At 46.3% G+C, this 13,235-nt stretch carries 17 protein-coding genes; 16 read left to right on the forward strand and 1 reads right to left on the reverse strand.

The annotated features are described in order from the left end of the window. Positions 1–11: 11 nt before the first annotated feature. The 5 genes from SporoP33_RS15580 to mtnN all read left to right on the forward strand — a co-directional run bounded on the left by SporoP33_RS15580 (position 12) and on the right by mtnN (position 3,581). Positions 12–680, forward strand: a complete 669-nt coding sequence (locus SporoP33_RS15580; RefSeq protein WP_081244630.1) for an O-methyltransferase — start codon at positions 12–14, stop codon at positions 678–680. Further along, positions 677–1,312: a uridine kinase gene (gene udk / locus SporoP33_RS15585; protein WP_196796815.1), complete on the forward strand. Its 636-nt coding sequence runs from the start codon at positions 677–679 to the stop codon at positions 1,310–1,312. Before SporoP33_RS15580 ends, udk begins: the two co-directional genes overlap by 4 nt. 220 nt (positions 1,313–1,532) lie before the next feature. Continuing rightward, positions 1,533–2,009 carry a transcription elongation factor GreA gene (gene greA / locus SporoP33_RS15590; protein ID WP_081244634.1) on the forward strand — a complete coding sequence of 159 codons (477 nt, stop codon included), beginning with the start codon at positions 1,533–1,535 and terminating at the stop codon, positions 2,007–2,009. Between the two features lie 103 nt (positions 2,010–2,112). Next, positions 2,113–2,814, forward strand: a complete 702-nt coding sequence (locus SporoP33_RS15595; protein WP_081244636.1) for a YrrS family protein — start codon at positions 2,113–2,115, stop codon at positions 2,812–2,814. Positions 2,815–2,888: 74 nt separating this feature from the next. Then, on the forward strand, positions 2,889–3,581 hold the full coding sequence (gene mtnN / locus SporoP33_RS15600) for a 5'-methylthioadenosine/S-adenosylhomocysteine nucleosidase (protein ID WP_081244637.1): 693 nt from the start codon (positions 2,889–2,891) through the stop codon (positions 3,579–3,581). Between the two features lie 220 nt (positions 3,582–3,801). On the opposite strand, the gene sigK is transcribed toward mtnN, so the two are convergent. After that, a complete protein-coding gene (gene sigK / locus SporoP33_RS15605; RefSeq protein ID WP_081244639.1) occupies positions 3,802–4,500 on the reverse strand; it encodes an RNA polymerase sporulation sigma factor SigK in 699 nt (232 codons plus the stop codon). Between the two features lie 155 nt (positions 4,501–4,655). Between sigK and SporoP33_RS15610 the strand changes: the two genes are divergently transcribed. The 11 genes from SporoP33_RS15610 (at position 4,656) to SporoP33_RS15660 (ending at position 13,229) form a co-directional block, all read left to right on the forward strand. Further along, entirely contained in the window at positions 4,656–5,171 is a 516-nt protein-coding gene (locus SporoP33_RS15610; RefSeq protein ID WP_081244640.1) for a YqeG family HAD IIIA-type phosphatase, read from the forward strand. A 2-nt stretch (positions 5,172–5,173) separates the two neighbouring features. Next, positions 5,174–6,274, forward strand: a complete 1,101-nt coding sequence (yqeH, locus tag SporoP33_RS15615) for a ribosome biogenesis GTPase YqeH (RefSeq protein WP_081244641.1) — start codon at positions 5,174–5,176, stop codon at positions 6,272–6,274. A gap of 23 nt (positions 6,275–6,297) precedes the next feature. Then, positions 6,298–7,119, forward strand: a complete 822-nt coding sequence (gene aroE / locus SporoP33_RS15620) for a shikimate dehydrogenase (RefSeq protein ID WP_081244643.1) — start codon at positions 6,298–6,300, stop codon at positions 7,117–7,119. Between the two features lie 2 nt (positions 7,120–7,121). Continuing rightward, entirely contained in the window at positions 7,122–7,412 is a 291-nt protein-coding gene (gene yhbY, locus SporoP33_RS15625) for a ribosome assembly RNA-binding protein YhbY (RefSeq protein ID WP_081244644.1), read from the forward strand. Positions 7,413–7,422: 10 nt separating this feature from the next. Further along, entirely contained in the window at positions 7,423–8,007 is a 585-nt protein-coding gene (locus SporoP33_RS15630; RefSeq protein WP_081244646.1) for a nicotinate-nucleotide adenylyltransferase, read from the forward strand. Next, positions 7,982–8,554, forward strand: a complete 573-nt coding sequence (gene yqeK / locus SporoP33_RS15635; RefSeq protein ID WP_081244648.1) for a bis(5'-nucleosyl)-tetraphosphatase (symmetrical) YqeK — start codon at positions 7,982–7,984, stop codon at positions 8,552–8,554. Before SporoP33_RS15630 ends, yqeK begins: the two co-directional genes overlap by 26 nt. A gap of 3 nt (positions 8,555–8,557) precedes the next feature. Beyond that, a complete protein-coding gene (rsfS, locus tag SporoP33_RS15640) occupies positions 8,558–8,902 on the forward strand; it encodes a ribosome silencing factor (protein WP_081244649.1) in 345 nt (114 codons plus the stop codon). Further along, positions 8,899–9,639, forward strand: a complete 741-nt coding sequence (locus SporoP33_RS15645) for a class I SAM-dependent DNA methyltransferase (RefSeq protein WP_081244650.1) — start codon at positions 8,899–8,901, stop codon at positions 9,637–9,639. Before rsfS ends, SporoP33_RS15645 begins: the two co-directional genes overlap by 4 nt. A gap of 68 nt (positions 9,640–9,707) precedes the next feature. Next, entirely contained in the window at positions 9,708–10,361 is a 654-nt protein-coding gene (locus tag SporoP33_RS15650) for a helix-hairpin-helix domain-containing protein (RefSeq protein ID WP_231293265.1), read from the forward strand. A 13-nt stretch (positions 10,362–10,374) separates the two neighbouring features. Then, positions 10,375–10,938, forward strand: coding sequence for a ComE operon protein 2 (locus SporoP33_RS15655; RefSeq protein WP_081244652.1), 564 nt, complete (start codon positions 10,375–10,377; stop codon positions 10,936–10,938). A gap of 173 nt (positions 10,939–11,111) precedes the next feature. Next, complete coding sequence (locus SporoP33_RS15660) at positions 11,112–13,229, forward strand: DNA internalization-related competence protein ComEC/Rec2 (protein WP_196796816.1); 2,118 nt, start codon at positions 11,112–11,114, stop codon at positions 13,227–13,229. Positions 13,230–13,235 lie beyond the last annotated feature (6 nt).

The following is a 13,235-nucleotide window of genomic DNA, read 5'->3' on the forward strand; positions in this document are numbered from 1 at the left end:
GAGGGGTGGATATGTCGGATTACAATGCTTATATTAGCCGCTTTGCAGAAGAGAAAGAGCCGCTCATCCTGGAAATGGAACAATATGCCGCAGAACATCGTGTGCCGATTATGGACGACACCGGCCTTTACACACTGATCGGACTGCTGCAGATTCAGCAGCCAAAACGTATTCTTGAAATCGGCAGCGCCATTGGCTACTCGGCTATCCGGCTGGCCAAGGCGTTTCCGCAGGCTGTCATTTATACGATTGAACGGGACACAGAGCGTTACAATACAGCGGTCGCCAATATCAGCCGCAGCGGACTGCAGGAACGCATCACCATCATGCATGACGACGCGCTTGAATTGGATGAAGCCAAATTGCCGCAAGAACCGTTTGATGCGCTGTTTATCGATGCGGCGAAAGGGCAATATCGAAAGTTCTTTGACAAATACAGCCCGCTCGTGAGTCTTTCAGGTGTAATCTATTGTGATAATATGTTCATGCATGGTATGGTGCTGTTGGAAGATGCAGACATACCGAAACGCAACCGCACGATGATCCGGAATCTGCAGCAATTTACCGGCTGGGCGATGCAGAATGAACAGTTTGAAACATCTCTGCTGCCCATTGGGGACGGCATTCTGACTGCGGTTAAAAAGGCAGAGACAAAATGCGGCGAAGGGGAATCACTGTGAAGAATAAACCTGTCGTAATTGGCATTACCGGGGGTTCGGGCTCGGGTAAGACAAGTGTCACTAAAAAAATTCATGAAGTATTTCAAGGTCATTCAGTTGTCGTGATTGAACAGGATGACTACTACAAAGATCAGTCGCATCTGGCATTTGAGGAAAGACTAAAAACCAATTATGATCATCCGTTAGCTTTTGATACAGACTTACTGATAGAACATATTCATCAGCTCATCAGCAGACAAGCGATAAAAAAGCCGACCTATGACTATACCGTGCATACTCGTTCTGCTGCAACGGTCACTGTAAATTCTCAAGACGTCATCATACTGGAAGGAATTTTAGTCCTTGAAGACGAACGTCTGCGAAATCTCATGGATATTAAATTGTTCGTCGATACGGATTCTGATATCCGCATCATTCGACGCATACAGCGCGATATTCATGATCGCGGCCGCACGGTAGACTCCGTGATCGGGCAATATTTGGATGTGGTCCGGCCGATGCATAATCAATTTATTGAGCCGACAAAAAAGTATGCTGATATAATCATTCCGGAAGGCGGAGAGAATGCAGTTGCCATTGATTTGATGGTAACGAAAATAAAAACAATTCTTGCTTCTGCCAGCGAAGTATAATATGATGATGACATAATTTTAAATTAATTTAGCGTACATCCTATTATTCTGATGGAATGTCAGGATATTCCAGGCAAGTGGAGACTTTATTATTCAGTCAAGTTCGATCCTGACCGGGAAGAACATACGGTCAATTCAAAAATAGTTTTGCTATGTCACATAATTGAAGTTTGTGTGACATAGTATTTTTTATGAAAAGAAATTTGAGGAGTGTTACTAAATGGTTTCAGAGAAAAAGTATCCGATGACAGCGTCGGGTAAAGCAAAATTAGAAGAAGAATTAGAGTATTTGAAAACGGTTAAACGAAAAGAAGTAGTAGAACGCATTAAAATTGCACGCAGTTACGGAGACCTATCTGAAAACTCTGAGTACGATTCAGCGAAAGAGGATCAGGCATTCGTCGAGGGAAAAATTTCTTCTTTGGAAGGAATGATCCGCAACGCGGTCATTATTACTGAGGATGAATTGAATACAGATGAAGTGCAACTGGGCAAGACGGTTACTTTTAAAGAAATACCAGACGGAGACGAAGAGACATATACGATTGTCGGTTCGGCTGAAGCCAACCCTCTTGAAGGCTTGATTTCAAATGACTCTCCAATTGCAAAAGCATTAATTGGCCGAAAAAAAGATGAAACAGTAAAGATCCAAACTCCCGGCGGTGAAATGTCAGTTGAAATACTCGAGATAAAATGACACGCGTACCGTCTTCTCACAAGCAGAAGACGGTATTGCTTATTTTTACTGTAATCTCCCTTCAGAATATCTACACGATTTCATAATAAAGGAGTTGTCCTAAGTGGCAGATCGAGATCCAAAGTATTCCAGAACGTCACGAAAACAAGGCAGCAAAGCAAATAAGGTAAACAAAGCATTGAATATTTCCATCGGTGTCGTAGTTGTGCTCATCGCGGTAGTGGCAATTGTGTTTATCAACGGCAGTAAAAAGGACGAACTCACTGTGGAACAGCCGCAGCAAGCCGCTAAGTCTGATGACGCTCCAATCGAACCGATTGTGCTTGAAGACGACGAAGAGGCAAAAGAACCCGACACAGAGAGTTCTGAAGCAGACAGCACTGAAGAACCGGCAGCAGAAACTTCTGAAGAAAACAGTGCTTCGGTCGTTAATGAAATAGAAGAATCTGCGGAAGAAGAAGATGAGCCGCAGCAAGAAGATCCAAAGAAAGAAACTTCATCAGACGCCGGTAAAAAATCTGTTGTGGATCCAAACTGGAAACCGATTGGAACGAAGCAAACAGGTCAGCACGTATCCAAATACGACGGTCAGTCAGCTGACTGGCATGAAAAAAAGAAAGCCATCTCTTATGCTACGGGAATGTCTGAAGACGAATTAATTTTCTTGCGTATTCAAAATGGCGGAGGCCCGCAAAAATCAGAAGGTATTGTTTCGAGCAGAGATAATTCCAAAAAGTACAAAGTATATCTTGAATGGGTGGACGGTCAAGGCTGGAAACCTGTGAAAATGGATGTGCTGAAATAATCAGCAAGAATCTGTCAATGTGCTGTGTACTCCGCAGCACATACCAGTAAGTGAAAAAAGAGGAGAGGGCATACATGAAAATAGCAGTCGTAGGTGCAATGGAGGAAGAAGTCGAAATCTTACGCAGAGAAATCGGACTGGGAAAAATCACAACCATCGGCAATTGTGAATTCATCGAAGGGAAAGTAGGAAAGCATCAGGTCATCGTAACGAAAAGCGGCATAGGTAAAGTAAACGCGGCGATGGCTACGGCAATCCTGCTGCAGAACTACAAACCCGATATCGTCCTGAATACAGGTTCTGCGGGCGGAACGAATCCTGACCTCGAAGTAGGAACAGTTGTAATATCTGATTATGTTCTCCATCATGATGTCGATGTAACAGCATTCGGCTATGAATTGGGACAAGTTCCTCAGCTTCCGGCCAGCTTTCCATCGGATCCTAACCTGATCAGCCTGGCAAGAGAAGCAGTTATAGAGCTAGATACATATGAACATGCTGTCGGCACGATCGCTTCAGCCGATACCTTCATGGCAGATCCTGAAAAGGTCCTGCAGGTGAAGAGCAGATTCCCGCGCGTCATCGCAGTGGAAATGGAAGCGGCGGCCGTTGCGCAGGTCTGTTATCAGTTTCATACGAAATGCGTTGTCATCCGTGCGTTATCTGATATTGCGGGGAAAGAATCGACGGTCAGTTTCGATGAGTTCTTACCGCTGGCCGCCAAACACTCGTCACAGATTGTTTTGCGCGTCATCTCGAAACTTTGATGGTTCTATGATAAAATTGCTAAGTAGACAGACCAGCAGATCGTTTTGTTGAGAGGAGGGACATTCAATGGGATTCCTAATGGGTGGAGTATTTATTGTCACAGCACTATTGGCAGCAATTATTTTGCGTGAGGTTAAAGCTGACTAACAATAGAAACAAAGCGTTTCCGATGTGCGGGGGCAAATGCCCTGAACAGCACAAGCGGAAACGCTTTTTGCATTATTGGTATTCATGCTTAAATGACTGATACAATTTAACAATTGCTCGTTTTTCGATGCGTGATACGTAACTTCTTGAGATATTCAGCTGTTCAGCGATTTCTTTTTGAGTCATGGGCTGATCATCAAGCAGGCCATATCGTCTCTGAATAATTTCAAGTTCACGAGCATCCAGCTTATTCAAATGACGGTAAAGCCGCTCTTTTTGTTCATTCTGCTCAACGGTGGTTTGTGGGGGGACATCATCAGTTTGGAGAAGGTCTGCTATTTCTAGAGATTGCCCGTCTTTATCGAGGCCAATAGGTTCGTAGAGTGATACGTCTTTTTGCACCTTTTTCTGTGTTCGTAAATACATAAGGATTTCATTTTCAATACAGCGTGCAGCGTACGTGGCGAGCTTGGTTTTGCGGTCCGGCGTAAAACTGTTGACAGCTTTCATCAGACCAATCGCGCCAATCGAAATATAATCATCGAGCAGCTCGTGCTTAGGCTGGAACTTCTTGACGATATGGGCGACTAAACGCATATTGTGCTCAATGAGTTCATCACGGGCACTTTCATCACCTTCTGCCAATCGTTGTAAGCACTCGGCCTCTTCTTTTTTCGATAACGGCCGAAGGAATGCCTGCCCTCTGATGTAACCGATCAGCGCGGGGATCTCTAGCCATAATTGCATGACAGCCAAGAAAAACCCGCTCATGTGACCACCTCCGATTATTGGTACTTTACTCTATGCAAACAACGGAAGGTCTATCACTGGCAAGAAAAGCGATGAAATCAGACATAGTTGTGCGTGCAGTCTACACAACTATGTTATAATCAGACAAGAATTTGTTGTAGGGCGGAGAGGATAATGTGTTAAATCATTTTTTACCGAGCGCGTATGTTAAATCAGTATTGTCAATCAAACCTGAACAGTTAATTGAAAAAGGGTTCAAGGGTATTATTACGGATTTAGACAACACACTCGTTGAATGGGATCGTGCAGATGCTACGCAAGATATTATGGCGTGGTTTGAATCTATGCGCGATGCAGGTCTGCAAATTACAGTTGTTTCCAATAACCATATAGAGCGTGTCAGTCATTTTTGTGATCCATTGGGCATTCCGTATATTTGTGAAGCGCGGAAGCCGATGAAAAAAGCCTTCTATCAGGCACTGGCTACACTAGGACTGCCGAAAGAGGAAGTTGTCATGATTGGCGATCAATTACTGACGGATGTGTTGGGTGCAAATCGTGTGGGCTTGCAGACGATATTAGTCGTTCCTGTGGCAAGTTCTGACGCCACGATTACAAAGTTTAACCGGGCGATAGAGCGCCGGATCATGGCAAGGTTCAAAAGAAAAGGATTACTTACGTGGGAGGACTGAATTTGGAATCAATCAAATGTATTGGATGCGGTATTACCATCCAAACGGCAGATAAAACGGCTGAGGGCTATGCACCGCCTGCAGCCTTAGAGAAGGAAGATGTCATCTGTCAGCGCTGTTTTAAATTACGGAACTATAATGAACTGCAGCCGGTTTCTCTATCGGGAGACGATTTTCTGGCGATTCTGAACGGAATTGGCGAAAAAGAAGGCTTAATCGTCAAAGTGGTGGATATCTTTGATTTCAACGGAAGCTGGATCCATGGTCTGCATCGGTTCGTAGGGAAAAAAGACATTTTACTGATCGGCAATAAAGCGGATATTCTTCCTAAGTCAATCAATCCTAAACGTGTAACGAATTGGATGAAAGAAGAAGCGGCGAAGCTTGGATTGAAACCTGCTGATGTGCTGCTGGTTTCTGCAGTAAAAGGCAACGGCATGAGTGAAGCGCTTGATGCCATCGAAACATACCGCAAAGGCAAAGACGTCTATGTAGTCGGATGCACAAATGTCGGAAAATCTACGTTCATTAATCGGATTATCAAAGAGGCGACAGGTATGGAAGATGTCATTACGACATCTTATTTCCCGGGCACCACGCTTGATGTGGTCGAGATTCCGTTGGATGACGGAAAATCATTAATGGATACACCGGGAATCATTAACGATCACCAGATGGCACATCATCTGGATGCGCATGATCTGAAATTGATAACACCCAAAAAAGAATTGAAGCCGAAAGTCTATCAGCTGAATGCAGAGCAGACTATATTCATCGGCGGACTGGCCCGCTTTGATTTTATTCAGGGAGAACGTTCTTCATTCAATATTTATGCGGCAAATGGTCTGCCGCTGCACAGGACAAAGCTGGAAAATGCGGATGAATTATTTGCGAATCATCTCGGCGATATGCTGTCACCGCCAGGTCCGGCCTCTCTTGAAAAACTGCCTCCGCTTGTGCGGCATGAATTTTCGATTAAGAAGGCAAAAATGGATTTGGTTATTTCAGGTCTCGGGTGGATCACGGTTCAGCATGCGAATGTGAAGGTGGCTGTTCATGCACCGAAGGGTGTAAATGTGGAAATTAGGCCTTCATTGATCTAAACAAAGGCGGGGGGAATGGGGTAATGAAAAAGTGGTATGCAGTGCTGGGCGATCCCATCGCACAATCGATGTCGCCGGTCATGCATGATCAGTGGCTCAGTGAAAACAATCTCGATGCGACATATATACCGATTCATGCAGCGGCGGATAATCTTGAGCAAGCTGTCAGCAGCTTGCGGACACTTGGATGCAGCGGCTGGAACGTGACGGTGCCTCACAAACAGACAATACTTCCGTTGCTTGATGAAGTGGATGAATCGGCAAAGGTTATGAACGCAGTCAACACCGTTTATCATACAGAAGACGGAAAGCTGGCCGGTGCAAATACAGACGGTGCGGGTTTTGTGAAATCGCTGCAGGAGTTTACGGATGCAGTGAATGGTCCTGTGCTGGTAATCGGTGCCGGCGGTGCAGCGAGAGGTATTGCCTTTGCGCTGCAGTCGGCAGGTTTCGGCCCGCTTTATTTTACTAACCGGACCGCGTCCAGAGCCGCTGAACTTGCTGCGGATATGGAGGACGGCCACGCACTGTCTATAGAAGACGCGGAAGAGCGGCTGTCGGAGTTCGGCCTGATTGTGCAAACGACTTCTGTCGGCATGAATTTTGCGCAGGAGGGTATACCGCTTAATCCAAAAAATATGTCCAGCGGTGCTGTTGCAGCGGATATTATTTATAATCCGCTCGAAACAGAATTTTTACGGCTTGCAAAAAAGGCAGGCGCACAGACGATGAACGGTGTAGGAATGTTCGTCCATCAGGGGGCGCTCGCTTTTGAAAAGTGGACAGGCGTCTATCCTGACACAAAAAAAATGATTGATACGATTACAATGAAAGTTGGCGGGTAAACATGTTAACAGGTAAACAAAAAAGATTTCTGCGCAGTGAAGCGCATCATTTGGATCCATTGTTCCAAATCGGAAAAAGCGGTTTGACAGAAGCGATCCTTGTGCAAATTGACGAAGCGCTTGAAGCACGTGAGCTATTGAAGGTAAGTGTTCTTCAGAATTGCGACGAAGATAAAAATGAAATTGCGGAAAAAATTGGCGCGTACAAAGGGATTCATGTAGTTCAGATTATAGGCAGCACGATTGTTCTATACAGAGAGTCAGCAGAGAAAAAACGCATACAATTACCGTAAGGAGAATCAGATGAAACGAATCGGCATTTTGGGCGGAACTTTTAATCCGCCGCACACCGGACATTTATTGATTGCCAATGAAGTGCGCTATGCGCTGGAACTGGACGAGGTATGGCTGATGCCGGCTGCTGTTCCGCCGCATAAGACAGCCGCGGGGGACGCGACTGCAGAGCAGCGTCTGCAAATGGTGAAATTGGCAGCGGATGAAATCGAAGGTCTGCGTGCTTCGTCGTTTGAAATTGAACGCGGCGGTGTATCGTACACATATGATACAATGTCGCAATTAGTAAAAAACGAACCGGACTGTGACTTTTATTTTATCATTGGCGGCGATATGATTGATCAGCTGCCGGCGTGGCACCGGATTGAAGAGCTGCTGCAGATCGTGACCTTTATAGGTGTCAAACGCCCAGGTGCTGACAATGTTTCTGAAATTCCGGTGCGATTGGTGGAAACGCCGCAGCTAGATTTATCATCCACACTGATACGCCGGCGTTTTGCCGAAGACGGAACAGTGCAGCTGCTGGTTCCGCCGGCTGTCGAAGCTTACATTCGAGAGGAGAGATTATATGGATCTTCAACAAGTTCGAAATGACCTGGAGCGGCGTTTGCCGAAAGAGCGCTATGAACACGTATTGCGTGTCACGGAAACGGCAATGAAATTAGCGGAAGAAGTGGGAGTTTCAGTGGAGAAGGCTGAAATTGCCGGCCTCTTTCATGATTACGCCAAGTTTATGAACAAAGAGGAATTACTGGAATTGCTGAAACGTGACGAAGAGTATGAACTGTACGTAAAGTATCACTCGGAACTGTGGCACGCACCAGTCGGAGCGCTGCTTGCGAAAGAGCGTTATGGAGTCGACGATGATGAAATTTTGCAGGCCATCCGTTTCCATACGACAGGCCGTGCAGGTATGGGCGAGTTGGAGAAGGTAATCTACATCGCCGATCTGATCGAGCCGGGCCGGAAGTTTCCGGGCATCAATGAGTTGCGCCAGCGGATTGACGGTGAACCGCTGGAAGATCAAATGACGGAGTGCATTCAGCATACGCTGCAGTTCTTGGTTCACAAGTACGCAGTTATATTCCCTTATTCATTTGATTGTTATAATGAACATGTACGCAGAAGAAAGGAACAGTGAAATATGCCAACATTATTAGAATTAGCATACAAGGCAGTAGACAGTAAGAAAGCAGAAGACATCGTAGTATTAAACATGGAGGGCATCTCACTGATAGCAGATCAATTCATCATTTGTCATGCCAACTCAGAGCGTCAGGTACAGGCAATTGCCCGTGAAGTGGCTGACCAGGCTTCCAAAGAAGGCTTCACAGTGAAGCGCATGGAAGGGTTTGACGCAGGCCGCTGGATACTGGTCGATTTGCTCGACGTTGTAGTCCATGTGTTCCATAGAGACGAGCGCGGATTCTATAACTTAGAAAAGTTATGGGGAGACGCACCGCAGTTAGACGTGGCGACCGATCAATGACTTCTTCTTATTCAGCGTTCGCCCCAATTTATGACGAACTGATGAATGATATCCCGTATGACGCCTATGTCGAGTTACTCGATTTGGCGTCTGCAGGCGTTTTCGGGAAAAAAGTTTTGGATATTGGCTGCGGAACTGGCTTGCTTTCCGCGATGCTCGCAAAAAAAGGCGCCAAGGTCACGGGGGTCGACCTGTCTGCGGACATGCTTGAAGTGGCCGCTCACCGTGCGCAGTCCCTTTCGCTCGATATCGAATTCATAGAACAGCCGATGCAGCAGCTGGATGTGGGTGATACGTTCGACGCAGCGGTCATATCCATTGACTCGTTGAATTACGTCATCAGACAAGCCGATGTTGAGGAAACATTCCGGCGGATTTACAGCGCCCTGAATAAAGGCGGCGTGTTGTTATTTGACGTGCATTCCCTATTCAAAATGGATGAAATTTTTCTCGAAGGACCATTCATATTCGATAATCAGCGGATTACGTATGTATGGCAGACGGCTCCCGGAGATGAGCTTCATTCAATTTATTCGGAGCTGGCGTTTTTCGTGAAACAGGAAGACGGCTCATACCGCCGATTCAATGAAGTACATATGCAACGCTCTTTTGCTGTGCCTGAGTATGTCCAGATGCTTGAAGAAGCGGGATTTCAGATAGAGCGAATTTTTGCGGACTGGGAAGATGAAGCCCCGGATGAAGAAAGCGAAAGGATATTTTTCCAAGCACGTAAATAGTTCTTTCATAGTTTTTTTGAATCGGGTATAGTTAAGGGGACTCCATACGGTGCTGAAAGAAAGGATTGTTGACTATCCGTTCATTTCTTACCGAAAAATGGCGTACATTGATCATTCCTATTGCAGCGTTCGCTGTACTTTCCACTGTTTTGTTCTTTCCCCGGGAACAGCCGGATGAATTATCCGAAGAACGTGGACAATCCCTTTTAGAAACAATTGAAACGACAGAATCCGGAACTATTGAAGAAGTGGAAGCGCCGGTCGAACTCGTAGCAGAAGCTGTTTCTGCTGCTATACTCGTCGACGTAAAAGGCGCAGTGAAACATCCCGGTCTTTATTCTATGCAAGACGGAGATCGGCTGTTAGATGCTGTTGACAAAGCGGGCGGCTACACAGAGTCTGCGGACACGCGTCTGCTCAATCATGCGCAGCGGCTGCAGGACGAATCTGTGGTCTACGTGCCTGTCGCAGGAGAAGAGCCGCCAATTTTTCCTGCAGCAGACTCTTCCCCGTCGTCTGACAGTTCCAGTGCAAAAGTAAATATCAATACTGCGAATGAAAGTGAGTTTCAGACACTTCCCGGCATTGGCCCCGCGAAAGCTGCGGCGATTATTCAATACCGTGAAGAAAATGGCGCTTTCAAACAACTGGATGATCTGAAAAACATCTCCGGTATTGGCGACAAGACGTTTGAGAAATTAGCACCACATATTAGTAACTGATGGAGGCGACCGTATGGAGCGAATAACTTGGGATCAGTTCTTCATGGCGCAAAGTCATCTGCTGGCAATGCGCAGCACGTGCACACGGCTTTCTGTAGGGTCTGTTCTAGTCCGTGATCAGCGCATCATCGCAGGCGGCTATAACGGTTCGATATCCGGCGGTGATCACTGTATAGAGCATGGCTGTTATGTCGTAGATAATCATTGCGTACGAACAATTCATTCAGAGATGAATGCGCTGCTGCAATGTGCCAAATACGGAATACCTGTTGCGCAGGCAACAATCTACGTCACCCATTTCCCATGTCTGCAGTGCAGTAAAGCGCTGATTCAGGCAGGCATTGAACGGGTCAAGTATGCGGAAGATTATCGTAACAGTGAATATGCGCTGGAGCTGTTCGCGCAGGCAGGCGTTGCGATTGAAAAAGTGCCGTTTGATAAACGTTCCATTGACTTTGCAAGCGAAGAGAAGTTTGCGCTGTTCAATGAAATGCTGTTGAAAATGCAGGAGCTTGGCGCTGAACCTGAAGAACTGGATACCCTTTTGCAAAGGGTGAATCATTTATTTGGCAATTAATCCGATCGATACGATGGATGTATATAGCGATTCCTGTTGCAGTTTCTGCCTTTGCGGCTGAGCTTTCGGGATCGCTTTTATTTTTACATGCAGTTTACCTCATTCCATTCTACTTTTTACGCAAAGATTATCTCCACCTAATTCTTTGCGCGCTTCTGGCAAGTTTCTCTTTTTTGTATTTCTCCCATAATACTTCCGTTCTCCCCGATCAGTCAGTCGTTACATTCCAATGGCAAGATCAAGTGAAAATAGACGGTGCGAAAGTAAAAGGCTTCGCCCGTCTGACAGATGGCACAATCGTCTATATGATGTATACGCTTGGCTCAGAGCAGGAGAAGCAACGATTTCAATCCGCCCGTTTATCCACTTTTCAGTTCACCGCGAAAGTCGAGCCGAAAGAATTGGAGCCCGCAGCACATGACTATTCATTTGATATGGCACGCTATCTGCGGATGAACGGTGCTGCAGGTATTCTGGAAGTAAAGAATATACATGCAATCGTACCGCTGTCTACGGTGCGCTCCAGGCTTTCACACTATCGGTCGGCCATTAAAACGCACATCCATGAACGGTTTCCTCCTTCGCTTGTCACCGAAGCGGAAGCATTGCTGATCGGCGACCGTACGGGGATGGACCAAGTATTACAGAAAGAGTACCGTACGCTCGGTATTACTCACTTATTTGCAATCTCGGGACTGCATGTCGGTTTATTGACCTTTTTTATACGGACCATTTTATTGCGCGCCGGTCTCCGGAAAGAATGGGTCACATACAGTCTGCTGCTGTTTCTTCCAGTCTATGCATGCGTCGCGGGCGGCGCACCGTCAGTTTGGCGTGCAGTCACCGTGACGATGATTCTATTGCTGGCGGTATCCGGAAACGTTAAATTGCGGCTGGATGACGCGCTTGCATTGAGCGCATTGTTTTTCATTGTTACTCAGCCGTATATCGTCTTTCAGCCAGGTTTTCAGCTATCTTACTTAGCGGCTTTTTCATTGCTGTATTCTTCAGCAATTCTAAATGAGGCGAAAAATGGCTTCTTCGTTTCATTTCTTGTTACGGTTATTACACAAGTTGCGTTATATCCAATTTTGCTATACCACTTTTATGAACTGTCGATTTCTTCATTTGCCGCAAATTTGTTTTATGTGCCTCTTTATTCAGTGTTCATTTTACCTGCAAATTTAGTTCTGCTCGTCTGCACGTATATCTCACCGCAGACAGCGGCTGTCCTATTTACTCTCTATGAACCGATACGCGGCTGGATTGGCGGCATGACGACCTGGTTTGCTTCGATGCCTTATCAACTGTGGACGCCAGGGCGGCCAGATGCATTCGGCGCCGTGTTTGCAGTGGTTGGTATATTGATCTTTCTTGTCTGTCTGGAGAGGCGGAAGACGATGATTCTAGGGAGCATCTGTCTGCTTATACCCGCACTGTATTTGGAGGTAAAGCCTATCATGCATCGCGATGTGATTATATCGTACGTTGACGTGGGACAGGGAGACAGCACAATCATCGAGATGCCATTTCGCAAAGCGGTCTACGTGATCGATACGGGAGGAGTCGTTCACTTTGGCGAATCAACCTGGAAAACACCTGAGCAGCCATTTGAAATCGGCCGGAATATTGTGGTGCCTTATTTAAAAGCGCAAGGTATTACGAAAATAGACCGGCTAATGCTCACGCATGCCGATCTGGATCACATAGAAGGCGCGGATGAAGTGATGGAGGAGCTGCGTGTACTGGAGGTTCATATATCTCCCGGGAGTGAAAAGGAGAAAGCGATGGAGGGGATTCTGCGGCTGGCAAAACATCAGCGCGTTCCGGTTCGGTTAGTCGGAGAAGGCGTAAGCTGGCAATTACAAAATTATCATTTTCGCTACGCAGCACCGGAACAGCGGGCATATGAAGGAAATGACAGTTCGTTACTGCTGATTATGACAGAAGAAGATTTGCATTTCATATTTCCTGGAGACTTGGAGAGCGAAGGAGAGCGAAGGTTTTTGCAGAGATACGCATCTTCCGCTTTTGGCAGGGTCGTATTAAAGGCGGGTCATCACGGAAGCAGGACGTCGAGCACAGAGCCATTCATCCGCTTTTTAAAGCCGGAATTTGCCGTGGTTTCCGCTGGCAGGAACAGCCGGTACGGTCATCCGCATGAAGACGTGATGGAGCGTTATAAGGAGAACGGCACTCCTGTTTGGACGACTGCTGAAAGGGGGACTATTGAACTGCGTGTGAAGAAAGGAGTGTATTCTGCTTCGTCCAGCAGGCAGGAAAGCAAATAGACACAT

Origin of the sequence: Sporosarcina sp. P33 (genome assembly GCF_002077155.1) — a bacterium.
Taxonomy (GTDB): Bacteria; Bacillota; Bacilli; order Bacillales_A; family Planococcaceae; genus Sporosarcina.

Bases quoted from the DNA above. Each gene is read 5' to 3' on its own strand.
- SporoP33_RS15655 (WP_081244652.1), top strand. From the start codon at position 10,375: ATGGAGCGAATAACTTGGGATCAGTTCTTCATGGCGCAAAGTCATCTG.
- rsfS (WP_081244649.1), top strand. From the start codon at position 8,558: ATGCCAACATTATTAGAATTAGCATACAAGGCAGTAGACAGTAAGAAA.
- SporoP33_RS15630 (WP_081244646.1), top strand. From the start codon at position 7,423: ATGAAACGAATCGGCATTTTGGGCGGAACTTTTAATCCGCCGCACACC.
- sigK (WP_081244639.1), bottom strand. From the start codon at position 4,500: ATGAGCGGGTTTTTCTTGGCTGTCATGCAATTATGGCTAGAGATCCCC.
- yqeK (WP_081244648.1), top strand. From the start codon at position 7,982: ATGGATCTTCAACAAGTTCGAAATGACCTGGAGCGGCGTTTGCCGAAA.
- SporoP33_RS15580 (WP_081244630.1), top strand. From the start codon at position 12: ATGTCGGATTACAATGCTTATATTAGCCGCTTTGCAGAAGAGAAAGAG.
- aroE (WP_081244643.1), top strand. From the start codon at position 6,298: ATGAAAAAGTGGTATGCAGTGCTGGGCGATCCCATCGCACAATCGATG.
- mtnN (WP_081244637.1), top strand. From the start codon at position 2,889: ATGAAAATAGCAGTCGTAGGTGCAATGGAGGAAGAAGTCGAAATCTTA.
- SporoP33_RS15645 (WP_081244650.1), top strand. From the start codon at position 8,899: ATGACTTCTTCTTATTCAGCGTTCGCCCCAATTTATGACGAACTGATG.
- greA (WP_081244634.1), top strand. From the start codon at position 1,533: ATGGTTTCAGAGAAAAAGTATCCGATGACAGCGTCGGGTAAAGCAAAA.
- yhbY (WP_081244644.1), top strand. From the start codon at position 7,122: ATGTTAACAGGTAAACAAAAAAGATTTCTGCGCAGTGAAGCGCATCAT.